This is a genomic window from Endozoicomonas sp. Mp262 (assembly GCF_025643335.1).
Classification (GTDB): domain Bacteria; phylum Pseudomonadota; class Gammaproteobacteria; order Pseudomonadales; family Endozoicomonadaceae; genus Endonucleibacter.
In genome coordinates this window covers 451,949-477,377 of the sequence record NZ_CP092489.1, presented here as the reverse complement: position 1 = coordinate 477,377, position 25,429 = coordinate 451,949, and the positions used below count along the sequence as shown (strand labels likewise).

The following is a 25,429-nucleotide window of genomic DNA, read 5'->3' as shown; positions in this document are numbered from 1 at the left end:
TGCCATTATGACAGCAGGGACAGTGCGATCTGAGGGCTAGTGTTAGCCTGACTCAGGATAGCAACACCGGATTGCTGCAGGATCTGGAACTTGGTGAGGCTGGCTGTTTCTGCTGCGAAGTCGGCATCAATGATACGGCTTCGGGAAGCAGATACACTCTCACGTACGTTCGAGAGGTTATTGATGGTTGAGGTCAGACGGTTCTGGATCGCACCGAGGGTGGAACGCTGGGAGTCAATGGATGCTATGGCCTGGTCAATGATGGCTATGGAGTCCTGTGCACCAGACTGGGTGCTGACGGTAATGGTACTGAGCGCACCACCAATGTTGTCAGAGTCGGCAGCTCCCAGGGTAATAGTGGTGGCGGCTGAGTTAAAAATACCGGCGTCACCAGCAATACTACTGTTGGCATCCACCTGAGTCACTTCGTTTTCAGCCACCATTTTAATATCACCACCGCTGATCTCTGCATAAACGCCGTACTGGTTCAGGGCTGCGTTTACGTTATCGGTAACGGTATCGAAGCCATCACCCAGGGCTACAGCCACGTCAACTGTGTGTGTGCCTGTATCGTTGGTTATCGCAAAGGTCAGTGTTTCCGCGGCAGCGCCGACGACCGTGTTGTTATATCCGGCAGCACTCAAGTCCATGGACTTACCTGTGGTGGTGCCCAGAGAAGTGGCTCGCAGGTCAGACAGGTTCATGCTTACTGTCTGGTTGGCATAGGCACCTACCTGGAATGACAGACTGGTGTTAGAGCCATCCAGCAGGTTCTTGGTACCGTAGGTTGTGGTGTTGGCGATACGAGTGACTTCATCCCGCATCTCTGTGACTTCTGCCTGTAGTGCGGTACGGTCCGCAGCGTCGTTAGAACCGTTAGCAGACTGTAGTGCCAGCTCACGAATACGCTGCAGAATATTGGTGACTTCCTGCATCGCACCTTCTGCTGTTTGGGCCAGAGACACACCGTCGTTAGCATTTCGGATCGCAACCCCAAGCCCTTTAATCTGGGAGTTCAGACGGTTGGATATCTGTAAACCAGCGGCATCATCCTTGGCGCTGTTGATACGCAAGCCTGAAGACAAACGGGTCATGGCCGTTTGCAGGCCTGACTGGGTTGTCATCATATTCCTCTGGGCATTAATAGAGGCAACGTTAGTATTTACTGTGAGTGCCATTTCCTTATTCTCCGATTAATCGTTTTATTGGCCCTTTACTTCGGCTTCAGGGCTCTACGCCGCTTCACGGCCATAGATTCCGTAACCAATTACTCGGAAAAACGGTGCCTTCCCTTAAATCCCTTAAAGATCAATTTGAGATAAGTAAAATATTTCTTTATTCGAACTATCTGTTATAGTGCCAATATTCAATCAGTAATAATAACTATTAATCGCGGGGGCAGGTTAAATCAGCAAGAGTTCATGGATGGGCTGGGCTGTTTTGACATCTTTCTCCCGCATTTATCTTCAGTATCAATAGGGCAAAGGATCGCCCATGGCACCTGAAATCGTTGTGGATCTGCTTCGACAGGCGCTGCTGGTTATCATCCAGCTGGTGTCCGTCATTATTTTGCCGGGAATGCTGGTGGGCTTGGTGGTGAGTGTTTTCCAGGCAGCCACACAAATTAATGAACAGACCCTGAGTTTTCTCCCTCGTTTGTTGGTGACTCTTCTGGTTATCGGCCTTAATGGTCATTGGTTTATCCGGGAGCTGATGGAACTGTTCACCCGTCTTTATGGAGCCATCCCGGAGCTGATCTATTAATGATCACGGTGACAACCGCAGAAATCACGGCCTGGATCGGGCAATTTCTGTGGCCTTTTTTCCGTATCAGCTCCCTGTTCATGTTTATGCCTCTAATTGGCGCAGCGGCCGTCTCGCCAAGGGTTCGTTTAGTTCTGGCACTGGCTATCGCTTTTCTTATGGCTCCCCTGGTGCCGGATGTGCCTGCGGTGGAGCCCTTTTCCGCCCAGGCATTGATGATTACCCTTCATGAGCTGGCTGTAGGCTTTAGTGGTGCCCTTTTACTCCATATATTTATGGCTATTTTCACCAGCGCTGGCCAGGTGGTTTCAACCCAGATGGGCTTGGCCATGGCAGAAATGGTGGACCCTGTGAATGGCATCAGTATTCCTATCATTGGTCAGTTTTATCAGCTGGCCTCCTTTCTCCTGTTCCTTGCTATTAACGGTCATTTGGTGGTTATTGATCTCCTGCTGGCAAGCTTTGATTTTATGCCGGTGGGCGGGGTAACAAAGCTGGATGATATGCTGGTGGAGCTGGGCAAGCTGGGCAGTTGGGTTTTTTCCGGGGCGCTACTGGTTTCTTTACCGGCAGTAACAGCGATGCTGGTGGTTAACCTGACCTTTGGTGTGATGAATCGTGCAGCACCCCAGCTGAATCTGTTTTCACTGGGTTTTCCCATGGCCATGCTTTGTGGCTTGTTAGGACTGATGCTGAGTTTTATAGGGGCCTCAAGTTTGTTTATTGAACTGACCGATGAAGTCTTGCAGCTACTAAACATGTTCTGGAGGCGCTGATGGCAGAAAATAATCAGCAAGGTCAGGAAAAAACAGAAGAACCCACAGAGAAGCGCCTGCGAGATGCCCGTCGTAAGGGCCAGTTGCCAAGATCGAGGGAGCTGGTCACGGTGGTTATGTTGCTGGGTGGCGGGTTGGCACTGATCCTGACAGGTTCTTATATGGCCAACAGGTTCAGCCAGGTTGCCCGTGCAGCTTTTTCTGCGCCAAGGGAGATGCTGCTGGATGAATCCATAATGGCGGGCTATCTCGCCAATAGCGTATCTGAAGGGTTCCTGGCACTGATCCCTTTTTTCAGTTTTATCCTGCTGGCTATTATTCTTTCCTCACTGGCCCTGGGGGGGTGGGTTATTACGGGGGAACCGTTACTTCCCAAAGCGGAAAGGGTCAGCTTGATTAAAGGGCTGAAACGGATGTTTTCAGCCAAAACCCTGATTGAATTGCTGAAATCCGTTCTCAAGGTTGTTCTGATAGCAGGCATCATGATTCTGGCCATTAGTTACTTCTATAAGGAGGTGTTATCCCTTAGTCGCCTGCCTTTGAAGTCAGCGGTTTCAGACAGCCTGACCATACTGAGTATTGCCGTACTTAGCCTGGGCGGTGCCTTGGTTGTGGTGAGCTTAATCGATGTGCCTTTCCAGAGCTGGGACCATCGGCAAAAACTTAAGATGACTCGCCAGGAAGTTAAGGATGAGATGAAAGAGACCGAGGGGAACCCGGAGGTTAAATCACGGTTGCGGGAGCTTCAGAAAGAACTGGCCAATCAGCGGATGATGGATGGTGTCCCGGATTCAGATGTTATTATCACTAACCCCACTCATTTTGCTGTGGCCCTTAAATATGACCTTGATCGGGCCAAGGCACCCTTTGTGGTGGCCAAGGGGACAGAACAGACCGCGCTGAAGATTTGTGAAATAGCCCGGGCTCATAACCTGCCCATTCTTCAATCACCGGCCCTGACCCGGGCAGTGTATTATTCCACCAAAATTAATCAGGAGGTGGCTACCGAACTTTATGTGGCCGTAGCCCAGGTGCTGGCTTATGTGCATCAACTTAATGAATTCAAGGCAGGTAGAAGTCATTATCCTGAAAAGCCTGCCACGCCTGAAATTCCTGAAAAATTCCAGCGGTAATTTTCTAGCTGGTATATCTGTAAAATATTAAACTTTTGTCGTTTTTTTTGGTGATTGATCTTTTTGAAAAAAAATAGTACGACATTTGTATTTGAAATAAGTCACCTTCTATACCATCCTTTCTTGATTGACTTTGTAGTTATATGAGATAAAAATGGTTTCTTTTCAAAAGCGTAAAGTTGGCTTATTTCCCTCATTTGTTATTTTATGTGTCTTTAGCTTAAAGTCATATGCAGAGTTAAAGATCAAAGATGTTTGTGATGAACTAAAAGCATTAGAAGGATATAGGGCATGGCAAAGGCTAGATGAGAATAAGGATTATTTTAAGCTGCTATGGTCAGAAGTAATAAGCAAAGCTAAAGGTATGGGTTCTAAAGTAGAAGGTATTGATCGTGATATAATGTGTCACTTGGTTAGAGATTTAATAAATCATGCCAGACATCAAGCCTGGATTGATAGTGAATTTAAAGCAAAGGATATAAAAGTTAAAGGCCTACCAGATGATATAGAGCAAGAAAGAGAAAAGGAAAAGCTTATTAGAGAATATGATGAATTTCCTAAATATTTAGAACAAAAACCTCAAAGTAAGGCAGTCAGGTTTATGTTAAGAAGCTTTCACGCTAATGAAGAAAATCCTCATAATTCAAAAATACCAAGAGATGTTTTAAATTTTATATGTGATATTGCAACCTCTGAAGTTGTAGATGGCACACTAATGTCACTATCTTTATCTCATCATTTTGAGCAAGTTTTGAAAAGTACTGTTATTCCGGATTTTGATGATATTGCAGACCTGAAATCAATGTGGGGTTTTAATAAGATTCATATTAACCCTTTAATGGTGTTACTAAACCATGTCCTTTCCGGTCAGCTACCATTTACAGTCAGTGAAGGATATTCTCAAAATTTGTGGTTATTATATCAAGAGCTGAAAGACTACCACTTCCCATATTTAACTATTGAATCTTAAATTAAATCCTCAGGGGTACTTTCAATGTATCCGGCAATAGAAAGGGACTCAATTTTTATGGCTAACAGGCTCCTGGTCTGTGGATAAAAATTGGCACAATAGCGGGAAGGCTGATACCTTGTAGTCATCTGGGCTGAAATTTCTGACCTTGCGCTTCTATGGAAAAGGAACCTCCTGAAACGCTGAATCTGGGCAATTTGTTTAAAGCCGGGAGCGGCTACATTGGCATACCGCTGATTGTATTGGTCATTATGGGAATGGTAACCCTGCCAGTCCCACCTTTACTGCTGGATATGCTATTTACCTTTAATATTGCCCTGTCCCTGCTGGTGTTACTGGTGGGGGTCTATACCCTTCGCCCTCTCGATTTTGCCGTGTTTCCTACCATCCTTCTGGTTACTACATTGATGCGCCTGGCATTGAACGTGGCGTCTACCCGGGTGGTTCTCCTGAAGGGGCATGAAGGCAGTGATGCTGCCGGTAAAGTGATCCAGGCCTTTGGCGAGGTGGTGATTGGCGGTAATTATGTAGTTGGCCTGGTGGTTTTTTCCATTTTGGTGATTATTAATTTTATTGTTGTCACCAAAGGTGCCGGTCGTATTTCCGAAGTATCTGCCCGTTTTACCCTGGATGCCTTGCCCGGAAAACAGATGGCTATTGATGCCGATTTGAATGCCGGAATGATCGACCAGAATGAAGCCCATGAACGCCGGGAGATTGTTCGGCGGGAGGCGGACTTTTATGGTTCCATGGATGGTGCCGGTAAGTTTGTGCGGGGCGATGCCATTGCCGGTTTGTTGATTCTGGCTATTAATATTATTGGTGGTCTCTGTATTGGCATTATCATCCATGACCTGGATTTTTCTTCTGCCTTTTCAATCTATGCCTTGCTCACCATCGGGGATGGCCTGGTGGCCCAGATTCCTTCATTACTGATTTCCACCGCCGCTGCCATGATGGTAACCCGGGTTTCCGAGTCCGCTGATGTGGGCAACCAGATTGCAGACCAGATGTTTTCTTCTCCGAAAGCGTTGGGTGTGACAGCTGTCACCATCATTATTATGGGCATTGTTCCGGGTATGCCCCACCTGGCGTTTCTGACTCTTGGTGGTTGCGTAGGAATGCTGGCCTGGTGGTCCTATCAGCGTCGGCAGCAGGCTGTTGTTGAGGGAGGGGAAGAGGCTCCGGAGGAGCAGGAAAAGGATAATAAGAAAGCTGATCCCCTCACCTGGGATGATGTACCCGGGGTGGATTCCCTGGGACTGGAATTAGGCTACCGCCTGATTCCACTGGTGAACGAAAAGCAGAATGGCAAGCTCCTGTCCCAGATTAAGGGTATTCGCAAAAGTATGTCCACCAAGCTGGGGTTCTTGATTCCCAGTGTCCATATAAGGGATAACCTGGGGTTAAAGCCCAGTGGCTACAAAATATACCTGATGGGGGTTGAAGCCGCAGAAGGGGAGCTGGAGCCGGATCATATGCTGGCCATTAACCCCGGTGAAGTCTTTGGTGAGCTTGAAGGGTTGCCCACCACAGATCCTGCCTATGGGTTAGATGCCATCTGGATTAAAGAAGACCTGGAGGATAATGCCATTTCTCTGGGGTATACCGTGGTTGACCCCGCCACTGTGGTGGCGACCCATCTTGGTAAGGTGATTTCGGAAAGTGCCCATGAGCTTTTGGGTCATGATGAGGTCCAGCAACTGATCGACAAGCTGGCCCAGCAGTCATCAAGGCTGGCGGAAGAGCTGGTGCCCAAGAAACTGTCGATCAGTCAGGTGATGCGGGTTCTCAGGGAACTTCTGCTTGAAAATATATCCATTAAGGATTTTAAAACCATTGCCAGTACCCTGCTTGAGGCCACTGAACGGCACAGCCATCCCCAGTTGCTGGCAGGGGAGGTGCGGGTGGCGTTAAAACGGGCGATTGTTGGCGATCTTATTGGCAATGAGCAGGAAATGTCGGTAGTCACCCTGGATGAAAAACTGGAACAGCTGATGATGCAGGCCTGGCAGCAGGCCCAGCAAGGCGGCCAGTTTTCACCGGATAGCTTGCCTTTGGAACCCGGGGTGGCAGAACAGTTACAGCGGCACTTGCCCGAGGTTAATCAACAGTTACAGGCTGAGGGAAAGGCAGCCATTATGCTGGTGGCCCAGCAGTTGAGGCCCATGTTATCCCGATACGCCCGGCTATGTACCCAGGGGCTTCATGTACTGTCGTTTAATGAGGTGCCTGAAAATAAAGATGTCACTATTGTTGGGAAGGTAGGCTAGCAGCCTGTCGGACTTAGCCGATCGTGGACTCGTTCCCAGGCTCCTGCCTGGGAATGCATACCTCCCCAGGCCGTGAGTCTGGGACTAGTTTGAGGTGCTCGTATGCATTCCCGGCGGGGGACGCCGGGAACGAGAGAGGCTGGCTAAATGGAAATAAGGCGGTGAAACTATTGAAAATAGGTGGCAGCAAGCCGTATAGTCAAAAATCAGCCCTTATTTTGTTCGCTCCACACAAGCAGGAGGCTGTGTGAAAGAATCAGTGATGGACGACGCCATCAGCCTGATGGAGGCGGCAAGGAAGAACACTCAAAAAGCAGTGAGTGAGGCCGCTGATGCCAAGGTAAAAACACTGGATATCACCAATCCCGGTGAAAAAATCCATGACCTGGTGCCTATCCTGGAGCTGATTTTTCACCGGTTCAGCAGTGGCTTTCAGGCCAGTATCTACAACTTCTTACACCATGATGTCGAAATTCATTTTGATAAGGTCAGCTCCCTTAAATACGGTGATTATGAGGCTGAACCCAGAGAGAATAAGCTTCTGGAACACCTTTTTAATGAAAGCACCCTGAATTTTTCCGGCTTCTTTGCCATGGATATTCCACTGATTGTATCCATGGTGGATCTTTTTTTTGGCGGCAGTGGCCAGGTTGATATAGAAGAGGGTCGTGATATGACCCCGGCAGAAATGAGAATGGTTCGCCGCTGCCTGAAAATGGCCCTGGAGCATATGTGCTCCACCTGGGAAATGATTATACCTTTTGAAGGTAGCCTGCCGGATTATCACTCGAACCCTGTATCCAGGGTTTTTATATCCAGCTCGGAGTTAATTCTGGTGGCGCGTATGCGCATCAAAATGCTGGATCGGGAAGGGGAGTTTCATATTGTACTGCCCTATAAGGCGCTGGTGCCGGTGAGAGAGCAACTCCATGCCTTTCAGTCCAGTAACCAGGATTCCGCCTGGCGAAATACACTTTGGGGTAATGTAAAGGGCGCAAAGGTGGAGCTTAATGCCAGGCTTTGCCATTTACAAATGTCCCTTGAGCAGGTGCTGAAGCTGGAAACCGGAGATATTATTCTGGCGGATATGCCTGAATCCATCGATGTCAGTGTGGGAGGCATTCCATGCCTTCAAGTAAGTGTCTGTGAAAAAGGAGGGGTATTGGCGCTGAAGGTTTATTGCAATATGAATCAGAATAATATGGCTAGGGATGGTGAGGGTTCAGAATGAGCGAAGAAGAACAAAATACCAATAACGAAGATGTAGCTACAGAAGCTGCGGATAGTAATGAAACTCCGGCAACAGGAGAAGGTGCTGGAGGTGATGACCAGAGTCCTGACCTGGGGTTGATCCTGGACATTCCGGTGACTTTATCTCTGGAGCTTGGCAGTACAAAAATCAGTATTGGGGAGCTATTGAGGCTGAATAAAGGCTCCATTGTTGAACTGGAAAAAGACGCGTCTGACCCATTGGATGTCAAAGTTAATGGCACCCTGATTGCCTATGCCGAGGTGGTTGTGGTTGATGATCGCTACGGTATCCGGTTGCTGGATGTTGTCCACAAATCCGAGTGGATTAAAAATGTGTCCTGATAGTCCGGTAAAGATTGTGGTCTGTAAAGGAGGAACAGAGTGCGCTGGTTAATCGTGCTGATTCTGGGAGTCATTCCTTCGCTGGCATTGGCAGCACCTGACAGCATTCCCCTTTTTACCGTCAAAGACTCTGGAGATGGACAGCAGTATAGCGCCAGCCTGCAGATAATGCTGCTGATGACGGCCATGAGCTTTATCCCGGCAGCGTTACTGATGTTGACCAGTTTTACCCGGATAATCATTGTTCTGGCCATTTTAAGACAAGCCATGGGGCTTCAGCAGACACCGCCGAACCAGGTCTTGATTGGTATTACCCTGGCGGTCACCCTGATGATCATGTCACCATTATTTGGTCAGATATACCAGCAGGCAGTGACGCCCTATCTGAATGAGCAGTTGCCTTTAATGGATGCCTTGAAAGTGGGTTCCGAACCCATTAAAAACTTTATGCTCAACCAGACAAGGGAAACGGATCTGGCCATGTTTATGCGAATTGCTGAGCAGGAGAGTGTTCCTGTGGAACAAGTGCCTTTTTCGGTTTTAATTCCTGCTTTTATTACCAGTGAATTAAAGACGGCCTTTCAAATCGGTTTTATTATTTATATCCCGTTTCTGGTTATAGACCTGGTTATTGCCAGTGTTCTGATGGCAATGGGTATGATTATGCTCTCCCCCCAAATGATCTCGCTTCCCTTCAAGCTGATGCTATTTGTTCTGGTTGATGGCTGGGCCCTGACCATGAGTACCCTTGCCTCAAGCTTTGGTTGATTGTTCCCGAAAGAGTTTATACTGCTTCCATCAATCAACTTCCGTATATATGATGAGGATAGGGGAATTTATTGTGCTGTTATGCTTTCAACGTTGGGTATTGAGGAAGAATATAATAAAGAGAGTAGCGCTCTACAAGCCTTCGGTTTGTCTGTAAACCAGCATGCTAATACTTCTTTAAAATTGAGATTTAGATAGCTGTCTTCCTTTATACCTTCGAAACCAAGTAAATTTAAGGATTTTTCTACTTCGTCTTGATCCTTAGCTGATAATAAACCTCTAACTACTCCCAAGTTGTCGTTTAAAATAGCATTAGTAAAAGCTATTTGAAGTGCCTCGCCAAACAACCTAATTGTTTCTTCGCGAGAGGGCAAAAATGTGTAAGATGTCATTTCTTTATGAAATGAATGGAGTAGTTTTAATCGTGGCTTAATTTCCTTTTCAAAACGGTCTGCCATCCTATCCTTATGAATAATATCATCTTCATCCCATTCACAATCTGGAACCTCTGAATCGTCTACGAGAACCTCGTTATCAAGCTCCATTAGCATATACCAAGGCCCCATATGTCCTATAGCCGTTAGGTATTCTGGACAGATTAACTTTAGCCTGAATCCGTGAGTTCACTGTAGCCCAACTCCTCTGGATCAACCACAAAACGTAAGTTCCAAGTTAAAATGCACCCACTCTAATTTTCACCACCTGGGTGCATTTTTGTGAAACTGAAAATTGAACAATCACAGACGGAATTTTATACACCGGTCGCAGGGCTTTATTTCGTTGGTCATGCACTCAACAAAAAGACAGCGTTAAGCAAATCCCTGCGCAAAATAAAAAAAAGGCACCGTATCACTCATATCGACCTGATCAGAGCTTACTGCGGCCAACTGGCTCAGGGTAAAAGTGATTTTGATAATGTTGATAATAACCGGGATAACGACTGGTTCCGGTTGGCAATGGGCATTAAACAAATGCCTTCAGCCAGCCGCTTAAGACAGCGTTTCAATGAAGATGCCGCCCAACTGATTCCTTTCATCGAGGACAGCCTTACCGATGTCCTGGTTAATCTTCAGGTGCCCGTCACACCCCTTCCGAAAAAACTCGATAAGAAGCAGCACATACCACTGGATATCGACGTATTCCCTATGGATAACAGCAATACCAAAAAGGAGGGGGTCGAGTACACGTATAAAAAATTCTTTGGTTATGCCCCTATTGCCGCTTACTTTGGCTGCGAAGGCTGGTGCCTGGGATGTGAATTACGCCCAGGCTCTCAGCACTCCCAGAATGATTTTATTGGCTTTTTACAAGCAGTGCTGCACCGCAGCCGACGTTTGACCCGAGCGCCTATTCTGGTTCGCCTTGATAGTGGCCACGATGCTGAGGAATCGCGCCGGGAAATCGCCGGGTTCAAAGGTGTGAATCACATTATCAAGCTCAACCCAAGAAAGTATCACACCAAGGAACACTGGCTCCCCATTTTTGAAGAAAAGCAAGTCAAATGGGAGGAGTCGCGTCCAGGAAAGAGTTATGCGACACTCTCAACCGTCTATGAAACCAACTATGGTAACCAGCGTCTGATTATTCGCATTATCAAGCGTACCACTGATACTGTAGGGCAGAGATTTCTGACACCCGATTATGAGCTGGAAGGATGGTGGACAACACTCAGCGAAGCTGACTACAGCGATGATCAGATCATTAATCTTTATGAGGATCATGCGACCAGCGAGCAGTTTCACAGTGAGTTGAAGACTGATATGGATTTAGAGCGCCTGCCTTCAGGCAAGTTTGACACCAACGACCTGGTGATGTGTTTGGGTGCACTGGTCTATAACATTCTGCGCTACATGGGGCAGAGTTGCTTGCTCGGGCCAGATGCGCCGGTACGTCATAAAGCCAAACGACGCCGGTTAAAAACCGTGATACAGGAACTCATCTACCTGGCTGCCCGTCTTCTGAAAAAAGGACATCAATACCGGCTACGCTTTGGTCGTTACTGTCCTGGTTTCAGGTCTTTCCATCAATTAATAAGCCAGCATGCCAGCAATTCCCGCAGACTTGATTAAAGCCCTTAATAACAAGGGCTGTAGCTTGGTAGCCTCTTGCTAAAATCGCAGACTATCCGGTAGAATTTCACCACAATAATAATAACGATGCTCATGTTGTGCCGCTAACGAAACCAAGAACCATTGCTGAAAAACTGCTCAAAATAGTCTCTGATGAAGCGGGTCAAATTCCAGACTTTCGCAAGAAAAGCCAACATGACAAAATTGTCCTTCATGATGCGGTCATGAGTGGCCTGGCAGTCATGCACCTGAAATACCCTTCATTACTGGCTTTTGATCAGGATTGTGTCAATAACCCAGATAGGCTCAAGAACTTAAAGTCGATGTACAATGTCAGCTGTGTCCCCAGTGATACCTATCTGAGGGATCTGATTGACCCTATCGAAACACGCTATTTAAGGAAGTTCTTTACCCGCCTGTTTGCCTTTGTGCAACGATCTGGGCGGCTTAAGCAGTTCACTTATTTTGAGGAAGGGTATCTTGCGCCTATCGATGGTACGGGGCACTTTTGCTCAGGGAAGATTAGTTGTCCTGAGTGTTGTGTAAAAAAGCCAGGCAGCAAAAATCCGCAATACTACCATCAGTTACTGGCCTGCTGTCTGGTAAAGCCGGGCAAGAAAGAAGTATTACCTTTAATGCCTGAACCCATCATCAAACAAGTTGATGCGTCAAAGAATGATTGTGAGAAGGTAGCGCTCAAGCGGCTATTGGCGAATTTATCCAGAGAGCATCCGCACCTGCCACTGGTTCTGACTTTTGATGACCTGTACTCAGATGGACCGACCATCAAGTTGGTAAAGTCCTTTGGCTATAGCTTCATTATGGTGGCAAAGGATTCAACCCATGAGTCGTTATACCAGGCCGTCGATGAGCTGGATTGTGCAGACAAAGTGGTGCGCTATGAATATACCGATGATAAAGGGTTTACGCACTGGTTCCGGTTTGTGAATGGTGCCCCCATTAACAAGTCACACCCGGATGTGCTGGTTAACTTTCTCGAATATATAGAAATTGATCCAGAGGGCAACAAGAAGTACGTCAACACCTGGGTCACGGACATTGAGCTTTCAGCCGAGAACGTGAATAAATTCATGCGAGGAGCACGCGCTAAATGGAAAATTGAAAACGAAACGTTCAATACACTGAAAACACAGGGCTACCATCTCGAACACAATTACGGGCACGGAAAGCAGCATCTGGCCAGCAATCTGGCATGCCTGACTTTTACGGCCTTCCTCATCAACCAGATAGAACAACTGTCTTGCAAGCTCTTCCAGGAAGCGCTCAAGATAAAAAAGTCTAAAAAGGCATTCTGGCATGCCATACGAGGGCTGTTTGACTGGTTCTGCATTGATAACTGGACAGACGTATTTACAGCTATCATTGAAGGGCGAAGTGTGAGCTTGAAGTTGCTGACTGTCGATACGACATAGAGCGTTGATGTTAGCCCTGTGACCTGTGTTACCTGTCATTAAAACCGACTGCCGATATAGCAGCAGTCTGGCTCTGTTCATCCGCGATAAAATCATTTTTAATTAACTGAAAATGTGCCAGCCGGAATCTGGTTTGCGGGAATTGCTGCCAGCATGCACTTTGTTGATTGAATAGCGAGATAGAAAAAAATGCCATAAATGAGAAAGTACTGTATTGATAACGGTAGGGCTTCTTTCAACCTGTCTTCAAGTTTGATGATATTTTGATCAGCATTTATGCTTAAAAACGACATAAAAACACTTCAATCAATAACCCGAGTTATTTTCAAAGGAAAAAATTAATCAGCACATTTTCAAAACTGCCGGGCAAATCAAGAAATCACGGATTCAGGTTTAGTTTAATACCAGGCAAATCTTTAACTGCTTGATTAATTTCATCAGTGGAGTCTGGCGTCCCGCCTGATCCGCCGCAGGTTGAGATATAACCAAGTGGTGTATGAACTGTGCTGACCAGAGTGCCGTAGTAGCCTTCAATAATGATATATCCTGGCCTGGTTCGGTTACTCCAAGGATTAACCCCACCTGCAAAATGGTCATGATAGTTAGAGTAACCCTCAACTTTAGCGTCATAAACTTTATGTACCATCCGTATAAATTTAAGAGCTTTCACAGTTGTTTCTACGTCTGGATTTGATGCAAGCGATACCGATACTTTCCACCCAAGAATCATGAATACAAGGAATGTAACTATATTCTTCATGGATTTTTCCTCCAATAGAGATTCATCCACCTCTGATACTATAGTTTAATCAGCTCTTTTTGCTTATTCAGGTGGTGTTTTAATAGCTAACAGGTAGTCAATGCTTTGGCCTTTCTCAAGCCGGACTTGGTATCGCTCTTTTGGCGGTTTGTCTTTGATCCGTCTCTCTATTCAATTACCGCTCTCCAGTATTGTTAATTTCCTAAATAATACTCATCCATGAGCGATATAGAACCTAAGAGTCTTCCTGTCCGGAAGGGGACTGTTCTTGCAATGGCTGTTAGTGAAAAAGTATTTCCACGCTTATACAGGGTTATTTAGTGATGAGTAATCAAGCCGGGCTCTCCGCTTATCAGCAGGTTCAAAGCAGGGTAACCGCAGAAATTGCATCTCCGGAGCAGCTGGTCAAGCTGTTGTTTGATGCATTAATGAAGAATCTTTATCAGGCCCGGGGATTTATTGAGCGGAAGCAGCCGGAAGATAAGGCCAGGGTTTTGGGAAAGGCGCTGGATATTATAGTGGTTCTGGATGGTTCCATCGATATGGAAGCGGGTGGTGAAATGGCTAAAAACTTAAGTGGCCTTTATCACTATTCCATGCAGGTTCTGATTCAGGCTAACTCGGATAATAGTGTGGAAAAGCTTAATGAAGTGGTGGCCCTGATGTCAGAAATAAAAAGTGCATGGGATACCATTACATCGAATAACAATCATTCTGATAAGGCCCTTGTGGAAGTGATAGGTCCTGAACAGGCCAGTGATAGCGATGAAGAATGACAGCCCGGAAGAAAAATCATTAAGCGATCGGCTGGAGTCTTTACTGGAGGCCATTGATCGGGCCAGTTATCATTCTGACTGGAAAACCCTGTCACGGATTGAACCCGGGTTAATAAATACGCTTAAAGAAACCGAAGGGGTATCGCCAGAGCTGGATGGTAAATTAATGGGAATCCTGAAGGACCTTCAGGCGGCTATTAACAGAGTCACCGAGTCGTGTAACCAGGAAAAAAAGCAGGCGTTGGATCAACTGGTTGTGCTGAGAAAGCGGCAGCATGCCATTAACAGTTATGAGAGTAACCGATAATGGAAGTTTCACAGGCACTGGATTTATCGTCGTTACTGACAGGTACTTTGCCATCCTCCGGGCTTCCGGCAGCGGATGCAGCTGACAGCACCCGGCAACCCCCTTCCCAATTTCCGGTTATGCTTGCCTCTCGGTCTGACGCTGGCAGCCAGCCTGGAGCTTACGATCCATTATATTTTCCGGATATTTTCCAGCAGCTGGTGTCAGCGCCTGAAGACGTTCTCAAGCCAGGGTTATCCTATGAAATTCCCCGGAATTTATCGCCAGATATTTTGGAGGATCATTCTTTACAGCCTGTAGAAGTGGCCTTGCCAGAAGTGAAAAGCAACACTGTTGATCCATTACTCCCGGATATTGTTGATGTTCACCCTACAAGCACAGTGGTCACTGACAGAATAAAGAAACAATGGCTTGCTCCGGTTATGACAACATCTGCCGATTCAGCGGTGAATATGGGCATGGGCGAGGTGAATACAGTCTTGCCTGATGAACAGGTCATACCTGTTGAGCTTCGAACCTTATCGGCAAGGCTGGTAGCATCGCCGGTAACCACAGAATCTCAGCCATCAGCGGAATCCTCAAAGGCGACTAACCAGGTCAGTGTGGAGTTTGCGCTTAACCCGAAGGTAGATGAAGCCAAAAACACAGATCATGACCTTAAGCTGCCTGGCCTGGCTGTCAGGGAAAAGCCCACCGGTCACTATGAAACCCTGCTGACTGAATCGTTGTCGAAGCGACAGTTTTCAGTGATTGAGCAACATCCTAACTTAAACCAGGTAAAGGAGCTGGCAGGGGATAAGCCGGTTTCTTATTCGGCCCAGATTGACACCGGAATCCTGGAAGAAAGCAGACCTTTAAACCCCATAACAGAGCGACAGCCAGAGAAATTTTCCATGCCATCAACCATGGATATGAAGCTAAAGGATTTTCAGTCCTTTCCGTCGTCTATGGGAGAGCGGCTGGCATGGTTGGTGAATAAAGAGCAACGACTGGCACAAATCAGGCTTGATCCACCAGAGCTGGGACGATTACAGATAGCCTTGAGTGTTGACGGTGACCAGGTGAGTGTGCAATTTCATGCCTCAGGCACTGCGGTAAAGGATCTGATTCTCCAACAGGTAGATCGATTGCGTACAGCCATGGCAGGCCATGAGTTAAACCTCGTCAATGTCAATGTTTCCACCGGTGGTGACTCGCAAAGTGGTGCTAAATATCAGCTGGCATCCACGCCATCTTCAGTTTCCTCTGGCCAAGTCGATGATAACCCCAGTGATGCCGAGACTCTTGCTGAAACCCAGGGCGGCTCCAGTGGTTATGGGCTTCTTGATACGTTTGCATAAAACGGGGTTATACCAATGAGAAGGAATCGGGTAGTGGATTAAAGCTATCCTGTATTAATTATGATTTCTGACCCGAAGGATCTTAAGGTCAAAATCGTCAAAAAGGGACTCACTGATGGCTAATGACAAAAAGGAAGAAAAAGAATCCTCAGGCTCCTCAAACAAGTTATTGATCATTATTCTGATTGTGGTGCTACTTGTGGCAATTGGCGTTGGCGTATTTGCTGTCTTAATGTTGGGCAAAAAGTCAGAAGCACCTGGCGATCCCGCGGCGGCACCTGTAGCGGCGGCAGCTCCGGCAGCTACACCACTGGCACCGCTGGCAGCAAAACCCAATTTCTACAAACTTGATCCCTTTGTGCTGAGTCTGCAAGGGGCAAAAAGATCCCGCTTTCTTCAAATAAAAATGACCATTATGAGCCGGCGGGAAGGGGCTGAGGATGTTTTGAATGCCTACCAACCCTGGATCCGAAATACTGTTGTCAAATACCTGAGTGGTTTTTCTGTAGACGAAGCACTTAAACCGGATGCCATCGATGTATTTCGAAAAGAGCTACTGGAAAGAATCAATGCCCTTCTTGATGAAGAGCGAACTGGCGCAGAAATGGACGATATTTTGATCACTGATATGGTGATTCAATAAAGGGCTAGTGAGGAAAATGCTTTCGGCCTATGGGTAAAAGTAAGGAAGATCTTCAGGGTAGTGTGGCTGGATCGGGGGTTGTGGTCTACGAGCAGGCCCAAAACCTTAAGCCGGAAGAGCTTATTGATACCTTCTTGCCCATCGTTAAAAGGGTCGCGCTGCATTTGATGGGTGTGATTGGTTCGAGAGTACCTTTGGACGATCTTTTTCAGGCAGGGCTTTTAGGACTACTGGAAGCTGCCCAGCGCTATGATGGCAAGGGAATGGCAGGATTCAGACAGTTTGCCATGCTGCGTGTCCGGGGAGCCATGATTGATGAGCTAAGGCAGTCTGATGGGCGTCCGCGGGCATTTCGGGAAGATATACAGAGGATAAACCAGGCTCGAAGGCAGCTGGAGTCTTCTTTGGGCCGGGCGCCAACAGACCGGGAAATTGCAGACAGCATGGGAATCAGTGTTGCGGAGTACGGTGAAATACACGCCCATAGCCATAGTTCCCACCTGGTTAGCCTTGATGATGTGATGACAGGACGAGAGGCGTTCTTAAGTCGTAATGGTGACCTGGAAAGGGGAGCCATTAAAAGAGAAGGCGCCAGGGCGCTTGCTTCAGCCATTACTGAACTTTCTGCCCGTGAACAGCTATTGCTGAGTCTTTATTACAACCATGAGTTGAATATGAAAGAAGTGGCATTGGTGCTGGATATCTCTGAAGCAAGGGTTTGCCAGTTACACAGACAGGCGTTGTCTCAGCTGAAAGAGATTTTGGCTGAGGATAAGCAAGACAAGGGAGGTGAATCGATATGCTCGGCGTCATCGGATTCATTGTATTACTAGGCAGTATATTCGGGGGTTATGTTGCCTCCAATGGCCAGATGCTTCATCTTTGGCACCCTTTTGAAATTTTGATTATTTTTGGCGGGGCCACCGGGGCCGTGATTATTGCCAATCCGGGGTCAGTCCTTAAGAACATTCTCCGTCATCTAAAATATGTTTTTGCCGGTAATGGTTTTAACCGGGCTTATTTTGAGGAATTAATGCATCTTCTTTGTGCCCTGTTCAATATGGCTCGCAAGCAGGGCGGTAAAAAAGCCCTTGAAGAACATATTGAAAAACCGGAGCACAGCAGTTTGTTTACCAAATACCCTAAGGTGCTTGCTACCCAGTCAGTGACTGAATTCCTGACGGGAAATCTTCGTCTGATGCTTGAGGACTCCATTCATACCCATGAGCTGGAAGCCTTGATTGAAGAGGAAATGCATAACTACGAGAAAGAAATTAGCCGCTCTGCTGAGGCATTGACGAGTATGGGCGATGCCCTGCCAGGTTTCGGAATCATGGCGGCGGTATTGGGTATCGTAATTACCATGGGTTCCCTGGGGGGACCAGCTCAAGAGCTGGGTATGAAAATCGGGGCAGCTCTGGTGGGAACCTTTATGGGGGTATTTCTGGGATATGGTGTGGTTGGCCCTATGGCTGGAGCCATAGGGCATTCAATTCACGCGGAGATCAAGGCGCTGGAGTTAATTAAAAATGCGCTGTCCAGTCATCATGGTGGTACACCCCCGGAAGTTTCTGTGGAAACCGGTCGAAAAATTCTGTTCAGTGAAGATCGGCCTACCTTTGAAGAGATGGAACAAATGCTGAGTGAGTCTCGCGAATGAGTGGTGACGGCGCACAGCCAATTATTATAAAAAAGGTGACCCATGCTCATGCGGGACACCATGGTGGATCATGGAAGGTGGCTGTTGCCGACTTCGCACTGGCCATGATGGCCTTGTTCTTGTTGTTGTGGTTGTTGAATGTCACGGATGACGAGCAGAAAAAAGAAATTTCCCAGTATTTTGCCGCCAAGGGAGCCTTCCGCCACACGGGCAGTCAATACCCCATCGATTTGGGCGGCACTGGCAGTATATTGAGCATGGCTGAATCCACGGTATCCATGGATGGTGCTGATATCGTCAGTAATAAAGATGCGGGCAGTGAGGGTCTGAATGAGGATGAGGGTATTGTTGAAGTCAAGGCCCTGGCAAAAGAGCTGGAAGCTAAAATGGATCTTGAGGGTAAGGGGCGTTATGGCGAGATGTTAAGAGGGGGATTGGCCCAAAAGGCCATTCAACTGGACTTATTACCTGAGGGACTCAGAATAGTATTGAGGGACAGTAATAACTCTGAAATGTTTGCCAGTGGCAGCGGTCAGTTGACCCCTCTGTATGAGGATCTGCTGCTGGAAATAGCGCCATTTATTGGTAATACCCGACGCTCCCTTATGATTAGCGGTCATACCGACTCAACGCCTTTTGGCAATAGTGATTATTCTAATTGGGAGCTATCCTCTGACCGGGCACAGGTTGCCAGGAAAACACTGGTTTACGGGGGGGTAGACAATGCGCAAATTTTATTTGTGGTGGGTATGGCCGATCGCATTCCGGCGGATGATGATCCTGATAGTAACGCTAATCGAAGGGTTGAATTACTGGTTCTTACCGATGAGCAGGAAGAAAAAATAGCCAATATGCTGGGAACGACTATTGCGGATAAGGGCAAAAGGAAGTCCGTTGATAAGCAGACGGTGGATCAGGCACTCAATAAAGCCAGGAGAAATCAGCTGCCTGAAGCCAATTTTCCCGAATAACTGATTAGGCTAAAGCGGACTGACCTTTCCGGCCTCCATAATCAAACCGTCAATAATTTTGCCAGACTCTGCATTTCTTACCTTGATTTGTTCATTCAGTTCCCCATCCTCAAGGGCGATCCCTGACATTTTGACGTGGAGTCCGGTGGAATGAAACTCAATGACCACCTTGTCGCCTTTGTTCACCAGTAGCTCTCTTTCTAAAAGGTCAGAGGTAATAACTTTACCTGCACTGACCCGGTAACGGAGTTTTTTCCCTATCACCTCTTTGACACTGGTCAGGTAGTTATCAGGAAGGTCGGCCAGATCCATTTCCACCAGACCCACATCCTTGCCATTGACTGTATGACTGCTGCTGATTGTTTTTCGACTCACCAGAACCGGGGAGTAGATTGCCACCCTTGTTTGAATAATAACGCTCCAGGGAGCGGGTTCCCTGCATATCACTTTTTGCCGGGTAACACCGAGCAGGGGTTTGCCATAGGCCATGGATACCACTTCGGGCTTTTTAGCGCAGGGTTTAAGGCGATTCAGCCCCGTAGAGAGCCGACTGTGCAGCTCATAACGTGTGGCGCCCAGCTGGTCAGCATAGTCACTGACTTTCTGCTCAAGGGCCATGTTGACAGCCTGGCGGATTTGTTCAGTGGTATCGATAGGATTATTGGCAGAGACTTTCGCCAAAGTCATCCATAGTAGGGCAGTAATAATAACCAGATGCCGGATCATCAGGGAAAAACCTTTCCTTTTTATTAAATTAAGGGGAATTTATTTTCCGATTCGCGTTTTAATTTCATTCCATGATCTTGGGTTTATTCACTAAATCTATTTTTTTATCTTATTAAATCATCCATTTATTAATTTATTTTTATTTCTGGCATGGTTCTGGCTTAAGTAAATGTGATCAGACAACCAGGCTAAAAAGAGCCAGCTGAATTAAGCCATTGACCTCATTGTATGACGTAAAGAAAAAAAACGCAGCTTTTTCAGGTGTAGGGCGCTAGACAGATCAGGGATAGAACATGATTAGTTTTGAAAAGGCCTTGGGAATTCATCCAGCAGCACTTCGGTTTAGAATAGACCGGGCAGAAGTACTGGCTGCAAACCTTGCTAACGTGGATACGCCAAACTTTCTGGCACGAGACATTTCATTTGAGCAGGTGCTCAATGATCAAATGAAGGGAGATGGCACAACCTCCGCCGGACACATATCCATCGGAGCGGCAGGGGGGATGTCAAATCCGTTATACAGGATACCCAGCCAGCCCAGTAGTGACGGCAACACGGTGGAACTCCACCTTGAGCAGGCAGAATTTACCCGTAACTCGTTGCAGTTTCAGAGCAGTTTTACCTTTCTTAATTCCAAACTGAAATCTTTGGAACTGGCTATCAATGGGAGGGTCTAGGCATGTCTCTGGTCAATCTTTATGAAATAGCGGGTTCTGCGCTGACAGCCCAAAGCGTACGACTCAATGCTGTGGCCAGTAACCTGGCCAATGCAGGCAGTGCAGGAACAACAGCGGAAGCAGCCTATAAACCGATCCAGCCTATTTTTGAGGCCGTGTATGACCAGACCCTCGATTTTGGCTCGGAAACAGATTTGGCTGCACGGGTGAAGGTTAAAGACTTACATCGGGAAGAGACCGGTGACGAACAAATGCGTTATCAGCCTACACACCCCATGTCGAACGAAGAGGGGTATGTTTTTTATCCCAATATCAATGTGGTTGAGCAGATGGCAGATATGTTGTCTGCTTCCAGAAGTTATCAGACCAATCTGGAAGTCATGGTGACTGCCAGGAAACTGCAGCAGCGGTTGTTGGCATTGGGACAGTGATAGCAATCAAAAACAGGGTATAGCGTGAACCAGGGAGAAAGGTTATGGCTATTCAGGGAATAAGTACACAGCAGGCTAATCAGCTTTCGGGGCAGACAAGCGGTGCATCTGTCACGGAAGACGCCCTTGATAAAAGCCAGTTTCTTAAGCTTTTATTGGCCCAGATAAAAAATCAGGACCCCCTGAACCCCCAGGATAATAGCGAATTCACCAGTCAGCTGGCTCAGATTACCAGTGTTGAAAACCTGGAGTCGCTTAATTCCCAGATTTCTGGCCTCACCAGCTCCTTACAGTTGACTCAGTCACTAAGTGCCCAGGCGCTGATCGGCAAAATGGTATTGGCTCCGGCCAATGTCATTCAACTGGATGACGGTGGCGGGTTAACAGGGGAGGTCCATATTCCTGAGGATACTGACCTGTTAACCCTCTATGTGCTGGATGAGCAAGGCAATGAGGTGGATAAAATCAGTATGGGCGATGTTGATCCGGGTGCTATGACATTTTCCAGTGTTGAGCTGCCTGCGGGTGTTTACTCCATTACTGCCGTAGCAAATGTTGATGGGGAAAATGTTAATGCACCGGTTAACCTGGCAGCAAAGGTTGAAAGTGTCACCATTCCGGGTAATGGACAGGACACATTATTGAGCCTGAAGGGAATAGGAAAGATTTCGCTGTCGTCAATTCAGACAATAAGTCAGTAAATAAAAAAACAGAGGGAACTGTTATGTCTTTTGGAATAGGGTTTAGTGGCCTGAATGCGGCCAAGGATGATCTGGATGTTATCAGTAACAACATCGCTAACTCCAACACTGTGGGTTATAAAAGCTCAAGGAGTGAATTTGCCGATTTGTTTGCCTATTCATTGGGCAATGACAGTGTAGGAACCGGTGTAAAGGTCTCAAGTGTCAGTCAGGATTTCACCCAGGGGAGTATTGATTCCACCGGGCGGGAGCTGGATATGGCCATTATCGGTAGCGGTTTTTTTGTGGTGAGCGATGATGATGGCGAGCAGTTTTTCACCCGGGCGGGCTATTTTGACCTTGATGCGGATAACAAAATTGTCAATAACGAAGGTTATCGCTTACAAGGTTACGCCGCTGATGCCAACGGTAATATCCTGGGCGGTAATCTTACCGACCTTGGCATCAACTTCAGTGAGATTACCGGTAAGGCGACAACTTATGTGGAAGGTGCCGCAAACCTGGATGCACGGAACCCGGTGATTGCTTCGGGGACTGCCTTTGACCCTCTGAATCAGAATAGTTACAACTCCTCCATGGCCTTTAATGTCTATGACAGTCAGGGTAATGCCCATTCTTTGAGCATGTACTTGGCAAAGGGGGGAGGGAATGCGTGGACGGGGTATTTTCAGATAGATGGAAATACCATTATGGACGGCGCTTCCCCTGCCGAGCTGACATTTAATTTCTCCCATGGTGGAGAATTAACCAGCATTACCGGCTCAACGCTGCCGGGTGCCACCATTGCTGCTGATAATGTCACCATTAATGGTTTTACCATTGAGAGTGATGATTATCTGGGAGGGGATGGAAGCGCAGGCAGTGGCCCTGTGGATGACCTGTCGCTTACCGTGGATTTCACTTCCTTTACCCAAATGGGAACCGATTTTTATGTCACCCGTTCAGCTCAGGATGGCTTTCCTCCCGGTAAGCTAACCAATATCCAGATCAGTGATGATGGCTTCCTGAGAACGCTTTATTCCAATGGTCGCAGCTTTGTCCAGGGCCAGGTGGTGCTGGCAGCCTTCGCCAATGAAAATGGCCTGGCTTCGGGCGGTGACAGTTTATGGCTTAACACTCAGCAATCAGGAGCCGCCCTGTTTGGTGTCCCTGGTAGCGGCACCATGGGAGAAATGAAAACAGCCTCTCTGGAAGCCTCCAATGTTGACCTATCCCAGGAATTGGTCAAGTTGATCGAGGCCCAGCGAAATTATCAGGCCAATGCCAAAAGTATTGAAACGGCCAGCAGTCTTTCCCAAACCCTGATGAACATTATCTGATTATGGATAAGGTTATTTATACCGGTATGAGTGGTGCCCAGCATGCACTCAATGCCCAGAAAATACATGCCAACAACCTGGCCAATATTAAAACCGAAGGGTTCAGAAAGGATTACTCCCATGCTGTAGCCAATGTCTTACCCGGAGCGGGGCATCCCAGCCGGATTATGGTGGAGACTCAGGGAGGCGGCAGTAGCCTGGCGGTTGGAACACTCTCAAGGACGGGGCGTGACCTTGATCTGGCCTTACCGGGACCCGGCTGGTTTGTATTGATGGATGAAGAAGGCAATGAGGCTTATACCCGGGCGGGGCATTTTGTCACAGACCTTGATGGTCGATTGGTCTCTGAAAACGGCATGGCTGTTTCTGCGGTGGGTGGCGGTGAAATTATATTGCCACCCTATCGGGATGTAGAGATCGGTGCAGAAGGGGGTATTTCGATTATTCCTGTTGAGGGAGGAGAGCCTGTAGAAGTTGGGACTCTGAAATTGGTTAATCCAACACCCATGGGTATCTATAAGCATGAAGACGGGATGTTCCGTAGTTTGAATGGCTTACCCGCGGCCCATGAAGACCGTATTCGGTTGAAGTCCGGTTATCTGGAAGACAGTAACGTCAGTGCTGTTGAAGAAATGATCAAGATTATGGATTTAAGCCGACAGTTTGAATTTCAGTTGAAAATCATGAAAACCGCCAGTGAGCTGGCAGCCGCCGGAGACAAGCTGATACGGGAGTCATGATTTAGCGGTTTTAGCATTATTGCACTGAGTGGCAGGAATAAGTTAATTGCAGGGAGGCAATGACAAATGAATCCAGCATTATGGATCAGTAAAACCGGGTTAAGTGCCCAGGACCGGCAAATGGCGGTTATTTCCAATAACCTGGCCAATGTTAACACCGTCGGGTTTAAGAGAGACCGGGTCAGTTTTGAAGACCTTTTCTACCATGTTGAGCGGATGCCCGGTGCCTTATCGGATCAGCAAAATGTCTTGCCTTCCGGTCTTCAGTTGGGAACAGGGGTTCGTATCACCGGTACCCAGAAAATTTTCTCCGCAGGTAACTACCAGACCACCAACCAGCCTTTGGATCTGGCGGTTATTGGCAATGGCTTCTTTCAGGTATTGCAGGCCGACGGAACCACTGCTTTTACCCGAAACGGCCAGTTTCACCTAAATACTGAAGGTACTTTTGTTTCTGCTTCCGGTCTTCCCCTGGAACCTGCCATTACCATTCCTGAAGGGGCTGCTAACCTGACCATCAGTGATGACGGCATTGTGATGGTGACCCTGCCAGGCAGCGCTGAGCCTGTAGAGGTAGGACAAGTCAACCTGGCTACATTTATTAATCCGGCCGGTTTGGCCAGCCAGGGCGGCAATGTCTATATCCAGACGGCTGCCAGTGGTGCCCCTGTGGTGGGGGTTCCGGGAGGTGACGGTCTCGGAAATGTCAAACAATATACCCTTGAGTCTTCCAATGTGAGTGTTGTTGAAGAGCTGGTGAATATGATCTCGGTGCAGCGAGCCTATGAAATGAATTCCAAGGCCATTGCTGCTGCAGATGAAATGATGAAGTACGCAAATCAGGTACTTTAATGATGGGCTTATCACCCCTTAAACAATGGGTTTTATATTCTCTCCTGTGGGGGCTGACGGGCTGTACAGCCCATCAGCAAATGGAGGCTGTAAAACCTGAAATGATTCCCTCGGCAGTAAAGATAGATCCTTCGAAGTTGCCTCAGATGATTCAGGAACGTTCTGTTGAAGAAGTGACTATGACTGAATCGGGCAGCTTGTTTCGCCACAATTATTCGGTGCAGCTGTTTTCGGACCGGCGGGCTTATCGGGTTGGGGATATTCTTACAGTGAATCTGGAGGGCGGTACCAAGATCACTAAAAATGCCAATTCAGCCATCAATAAAAATGGTGAAATCAGGATCAGCGACCCAACACTGTTTGGTCGTACCGGTGCCTCCATTCTGGGCAGTGGCTACTCCCTTGCTTCCACTATACCGGCCCCGGTTCGGAAGTTCAGTGGGGATACCAATTTATCCAGAGAGTCGAAAGTGACTGAGGGTTCTGTGGCCGTACAGGTAACCGGTGTCATGCCTAATGGCACATTGATGGTGCAGGGCGAAAGCTGGCTGATGCTGAATGATGAGGCAGAACTTGTTCGTATCAGTGGCATTCTCAGGCCTGAGGATATTACCACTGATAATGAGGTGTCATCAAAGAAGCTGGCTCAAGCCAGGGTTACTTACTCGGGGGTTGGCCCTCAGGGCGATGCCCTTAAACCTGGCTGGCTGACCCGAATTGTAAACAGTCCATGGTTCCCGTTCTGAG

28 protein-coding genes are annotated in these 25,429 nt (G+C 47.4%); 24 read left to right on the top strand and 4 right to left on the bottom strand.

Annotation, left to right across the window (positions count from 1 at the left end):
* Positions 1-5 precede the first annotated feature (5 nt).
* Complete coding sequence (locus tag MJ595_RS02025) at positions 6-1,178, bottom strand: flagellin (protein ID WP_263080858.1); 1,173 nt, start codon at positions 1,176-1,178, stop codon at positions 6-8.
* 316 nt (positions 1,179-1,494) lie between these two features.
* Between MJ595_RS02025 and MJ595_RS02020 the strand changes: the two genes are divergently transcribed.
* From MJ595_RS02020 to fliP, 8 genes are all read left to right on the top strand, one after another.
* Positions 1,495-1,764: a flagellar biosynthetic protein FliQ gene (locus tag MJ595_RS02020; protein ID WP_263080857.1), complete on the top strand. Its 270-nt coding sequence runs from the start codon at positions 1,495-1,497 to the stop codon at positions 1,762-1,764.
* Positions 1,764-2,540: a flagellar biosynthetic protein FliR gene (fliR, locus tag MJ595_RS02015; protein WP_263080856.1), complete on the top strand. Its 777-nt coding sequence runs from the start codon at positions 1,764-1,766 to the stop codon at positions 2,538-2,540. Before MJ595_RS02020 ends, fliR begins: the two co-directional genes overlap by 1 nt.
* Positions 2,540-3,673, top strand: coding sequence for a flagellar biosynthesis protein FlhB (flhB, locus tag MJ595_RS02010; protein WP_263080855.1), 1,134 nt, complete (start codon positions 2,540-2,542; stop codon positions 3,671-3,673). The genes fliR and flhB overlap by 1 nt, the downstream gene beginning before the upstream one ends.
* Positions 3,674-3,827: 154 nt before the next feature.
* Positions 3,828-4,643: a hypothetical protein gene (locus MJ595_RS02005; RefSeq protein ID WP_263080854.1), complete on the top strand. Its 816-nt coding sequence runs from the start codon at positions 3,828-3,830 to the stop codon at positions 4,641-4,643.
* Between the two features lie 158 nt (positions 4,644-4,801).
* Complete coding sequence (flhA, locus tag MJ595_RS02000; protein ID WP_263080853.1) at positions 4,802-6,916, top strand: flagellar biosynthesis protein FlhA; 2,115 nt, start codon at positions 4,802-4,804, stop codon at positions 6,914-6,916.
* Positions 6,917-7,163: 247 nt separating this feature from the next.
* Positions 7,164-8,147, top strand: coding sequence for a flagellar motor switch protein FliM (locus tag MJ595_RS01995; protein WP_263080852.1), 984 nt, complete (start codon positions 7,164-7,166; stop codon positions 8,145-8,147).
* Positions 8,144-8,509 carry a flagellar motor switch protein FliN gene (gene fliN, locus MJ595_RS01990; RefSeq protein ID WP_263080851.1) on the top strand — a complete coding sequence of 122 codons (366 nt, stop codon included), beginning with the start codon at positions 8,144-8,146 and terminating at the stop codon, positions 8,507-8,509. The genes MJ595_RS01995 and fliN overlap by 4 nt, the downstream gene beginning before the upstream one ends.
* Before the next feature lie 39 nt (positions 8,510-8,548).
* On the top strand, positions 8,549-9,277 hold the full coding sequence (fliP, locus tag MJ595_RS01985; protein ID WP_263080850.1) for a flagellar type III secretion system pore protein FliP: 729 nt from the start codon (positions 8,549-8,551) through the stop codon (positions 9,275-9,277).
* 68 nt (positions 9,278-9,345) lie between these two features.
* On the opposite strand, the gene MJ595_RS01980 is transcribed toward fliP, so the two are convergent.
* Positions 9,346-9,822 carry a hypothetical protein gene (locus tag MJ595_RS01980; protein ID WP_263080849.1) on the bottom strand — a complete coding sequence of 159 codons (477 nt, stop codon included), beginning with the start codon at positions 9,820-9,822 and terminating at the stop codon, positions 9,346-9,348.
* A 171-nt stretch (positions 9,823-9,993) separates the two neighbouring features.
* Between MJ595_RS01980 and MJ595_RS01975 the strand changes: the two genes are divergently transcribed.
* Together MJ595_RS01975 and MJ595_RS01970 are read left to right on the top strand one after the other, a co-directional pair.
* The gene (locus MJ595_RS01975; protein WP_263080847.1) at positions 9,994-11,346 is read left to right on the top strand and encodes an IS1380 family transposase; all 1,353 of its coding nucleotides are present in this window, start codon (positions 9,994-9,996) and stop codon (positions 11,344-11,346) included.
* A gap of 98 nt (positions 11,347-11,444) precedes the next feature.
* A complete protein-coding gene (locus tag MJ595_RS01970) occupies positions 11,445-12,779 on the top strand; it encodes a transposase (protein ID WP_263078000.1) in 1,335 nt (444 codons plus the stop codon).
* A 379-nt stretch (positions 12,780-13,158) separates the two neighbouring features.
* Here the strand turns inward: MJ595_RS01970 and MJ595_RS01965 are convergent, their stop codons facing one another.
* Complete coding sequence (locus MJ595_RS01965; RefSeq protein ID WP_263080846.1) at positions 13,159-13,539, bottom strand: hypothetical protein; 381 nt, start codon at positions 13,537-13,539, stop codon at positions 13,159-13,161.
* Positions 13,540-13,862: 323 nt separating this feature from the next.
* Between MJ595_RS01965 and fliS the strand changes: the two genes are divergently transcribed.
* The 7 genes from fliS to MJ595_RS01930 all read left to right on the top strand — a co-directional run bounded on the left by fliS (position 13,863) and on the right by MJ595_RS01930 (position 19,236).
* Complete coding sequence (gene fliS / locus MJ595_RS01960; RefSeq protein WP_263080845.1) at positions 13,863-14,315, top strand: flagellar export chaperone FliS; 453 nt, start codon at positions 13,863-13,865, stop codon at positions 14,313-14,315.
* Positions 14,296-14,622, top strand: a complete 327-nt coding sequence (locus MJ595_RS01955) for a hypothetical protein (protein ID WP_263080844.1) — start codon at positions 14,296-14,298, stop codon at positions 14,620-14,622. The genes fliS and MJ595_RS01955 overlap by 20 nt, the downstream gene beginning before the upstream one ends.
* Positions 14,622-15,962 carry a flagellar hook-length control protein FliK gene (locus MJ595_RS01950; protein WP_263080843.1) on the top strand — a complete coding sequence of 447 codons (1,341 nt, stop codon included), beginning with the start codon at positions 14,622-14,624 and terminating at the stop codon, positions 15,960-15,962. The genes MJ595_RS01955 and MJ595_RS01950 overlap by 1 nt, the downstream gene beginning before the upstream one ends.
* A 115-nt stretch (positions 15,963-16,077) precedes the next feature.
* Positions 16,078-16,605, top strand: coding sequence for a flagellar basal body-associated FliL family protein (locus MJ595_RS01945; RefSeq protein ID WP_263080842.1), 528 nt, complete (start codon positions 16,078-16,080; stop codon positions 16,603-16,605).
* Between the two features lie 29 nt (positions 16,606-16,634).
* Positions 16,635-17,438, top strand: a complete 804-nt coding sequence (gene fliA / locus MJ595_RS01940) for an RNA polymerase sigma factor FliA (protein ID WP_263080841.1) — start codon at positions 16,635-16,637, stop codon at positions 17,436-17,438.
* Positions 17,405-18,265: a flagellar motor stator protein MotA gene (motA, locus tag MJ595_RS01935; RefSeq protein WP_263080840.1), complete on the top strand. Its 861-nt coding sequence runs from the start codon at positions 17,405-17,407 to the stop codon at positions 18,263-18,265. The genes fliA and motA overlap by 34 nt, the downstream gene beginning before the upstream one ends.
* A complete protein-coding gene (locus MJ595_RS01930) occupies positions 18,262-19,236 on the top strand; it encodes an OmpA family protein (RefSeq protein WP_263080839.1) in 975 nt (324 codons plus the stop codon). Before motA ends, MJ595_RS01930 begins: the two co-directional genes overlap by 4 nt.
* Positions 19,237-19,245: 9 nt before the next feature.
* On the opposite strand, the gene flgA is transcribed toward MJ595_RS01930, so the two are convergent.
* Complete coding sequence (gene flgA, locus MJ595_RS01925) at positions 19,246-19,962, bottom strand: flagellar basal body P-ring formation chaperone FlgA (RefSeq protein WP_263080838.1); 717 nt, start codon at positions 19,960-19,962, stop codon at positions 19,246-19,248.
* Positions 19,963-20,255: 293 nt separating this feature from the next.
* Between flgA and flgB the strand changes: the two genes are divergently transcribed.
* From flgB to MJ595_RS01890, 7 genes are all read left to right on the top strand, one after another.
* Entirely contained in the window at positions 20,256-20,639 is a 384-nt protein-coding gene (flgB, locus tag MJ595_RS01920) for a flagellar basal body rod protein FlgB (RefSeq protein ID WP_263080837.1), read from the top strand.
* Positions 20,640-20,641: 2 nt separating this feature from the next.
* Positions 20,642-21,070, top strand: coding sequence for a flagellar basal body rod protein FlgC (gene flgC, locus MJ595_RS01915; RefSeq protein ID WP_263080836.1), 429 nt, complete (start codon positions 20,642-20,644; stop codon positions 21,068-21,070).
* Positions 21,071-21,114: 44 nt separating this feature from the next.
* A complete protein-coding gene (locus MJ595_RS01910; RefSeq protein WP_263080835.1) occupies positions 21,115-21,771 on the top strand; it encodes a hypothetical protein in 657 nt (218 codons plus the stop codon).
* Between the two features lie 23 nt (positions 21,772-21,794).
* Complete coding sequence (gene flgE, locus MJ595_RS01905; protein WP_263080834.1) at positions 21,795-23,090, top strand: flagellar hook protein FlgE; 1,296 nt, start codon at positions 21,795-21,797, stop codon at positions 23,088-23,090.
* A gap of 2 nt (positions 23,091-23,092) precedes the next feature.
* Positions 23,093-23,830, top strand: coding sequence for a flagellar basal body rod protein FlgF (gene flgF, locus MJ595_RS01900; RefSeq protein WP_263080833.1), 738 nt, complete (start codon positions 23,093-23,095; stop codon positions 23,828-23,830).
* Between the two features lie 66 nt (positions 23,831-23,896).
* Positions 23,897-24,682, top strand: a complete 786-nt coding sequence (gene flgG / locus MJ595_RS01895; RefSeq protein ID WP_263080831.1) for a flagellar basal-body rod protein FlgG — start codon at positions 23,897-23,899, stop codon at positions 24,680-24,682.
* Positions 24,682-25,428 (top strand): flagellar basal body L-ring protein FlgH, encoded by a 747-nt coding sequence (locus tag MJ595_RS01890; protein ID WP_263080830.1) that lies wholly within the window; start codon positions 24,682-24,684, stop codon positions 25,426-25,428. Before flgG ends, MJ595_RS01890 begins: the two co-directional genes overlap by 1 nt.
* Position 25,429 lies beyond the last annotated feature (1 nt).

Excerpts from the sequence above, each read along its gene's own strand:
- MJ595_RS01965 (WP_263080846.1), bottom strand. The coding sequence starts at position 13,539 with ATGAAGAATATAGTTACATTCCTTGTATTCATGATTCTTGGGTGGAAA.
- fliR (WP_263080856.1), top strand. The coding sequence starts at position 1,764 with ATGATCACGGTGACAACCGCAGAAATCACGGCCTGGATCGGGCAATTT.
- flhB (WP_263080855.1), top strand. The coding sequence starts at position 2,540 with ATGGCAGAAAATAATCAGCAAGGTCAGGAAAAAACAGAAGAACCCACA.
- flgE (WP_263080834.1), top strand. The coding sequence starts at position 21,795 with ATGTCTTTTGGAATAGGGTTTAGTGGCCTGAATGCGGCCAAGGATGAT.
- MJ595_RS01930 (WP_263080839.1), top strand. The coding sequence starts at position 18,262 with ATGAGTGGTGACGGCGCACAGCCAATTATTATAAAAAAGGTGACCCAT.
- flgA (WP_263080838.1), bottom strand. The coding sequence starts at position 19,962 with ATGATCCGGCATCTGGTTATTATTACTGCCCTACTATGGATGACTTTG.
- MJ595_RS02005 (WP_263080854.1), top strand. The coding sequence starts at position 3,828 with ATGGTTTCTTTTCAAAAGCGTAAAGTTGGCTTATTTCCCTCATTTGTT.
- fliA (WP_263080841.1), top strand. The coding sequence starts at position 16,635 with ATGGGTAAAAGTAAGGAAGATCTTCAGGGTAGTGTGGCTGGATCGGGG.
- fliN (WP_263080851.1), top strand. The coding sequence starts at position 8,144 with ATGAGCGAAGAAGAACAAAATACCAATAACGAAGATGTAGCTACAGAA.
- flgG (WP_263080831.1), top strand. The coding sequence starts at position 23,897 with ATGAATCCAGCATTATGGATCAGTAAAACCGGGTTAAGTGCCCAGGAC.
- MJ595_RS01945 (WP_263080842.1), top strand. The coding sequence starts at position 16,078 with ATGGCTAATGACAAAAAGGAAGAAAAAGAATCCTCAGGCTCCTCAAAC.
- flgC (WP_263080836.1), top strand. The coding sequence starts at position 20,642 with ATGTCTCTGGTCAATCTTTATGAAATAGCGGGTTCTGCGCTGACAGCC.
- MJ595_RS01890 (WP_263080830.1), top strand. The coding sequence starts at position 24,682 with ATGATGGGCTTATCACCCCTTAAACAATGGGTTTTATATTCTCTCCTG.
- MJ595_RS02025 (WP_263080858.1), bottom strand. The coding sequence starts at position 1,178 with ATGGCACTCACAGTAAATACTAACGTTGCCTCTATTAATGCCCAGAGG.
- MJ595_RS01950 (WP_263080843.1), top strand. The coding sequence starts at position 14,622 with ATGGAAGTTTCACAGGCACTGGATTTATCGTCGTTACTGACAGGTACT.
- flgB (WP_263080837.1), top strand. The coding sequence starts at position 20,256 with ATGATTAGTTTTGAAAAGGCCTTGGGAATTCATCCAGCAGCACTTCGG.
- flhA (WP_263080853.1), top strand. The coding sequence starts at position 4,802 with ATGGAAAAGGAACCTCCTGAAACGCTGAATCTGGGCAATTTGTTTAAA.
- flgF (WP_263080833.1), top strand. The coding sequence starts at position 23,093 with ATGGATAAGGTTATTTATACCGGTATGAGTGGTGCCCAGCATGCACTC.
- MJ595_RS01980 (WP_263080849.1), bottom strand. The coding sequence starts at position 9,822 with ATGGAGCTTGATAACGAGGTTCTCGTAGACGATTCAGAGGTTCCAGAT.
- MJ595_RS01910 (WP_263080835.1), top strand. The coding sequence starts at position 21,115 with ATGGCTATTCAGGGAATAAGTACACAGCAGGCTAATCAGCTTTCGGGG.
- fliS (WP_263080845.1), top strand. The coding sequence starts at position 13,863 with ATGAGTAATCAAGCCGGGCTCTCCGCTTATCAGCAGGTTCAAAGCAGG.
- MJ595_RS02020 (WP_263080857.1), top strand. The coding sequence starts at position 1,495 with ATGGCACCTGAAATCGTTGTGGATCTGCTTCGACAGGCGCTGCTGGTT.
- motA (WP_263080840.1), top strand. The coding sequence starts at position 17,405 with ATGCTCGGCGTCATCGGATTCATTGTATTACTAGGCAGTATATTCGGG.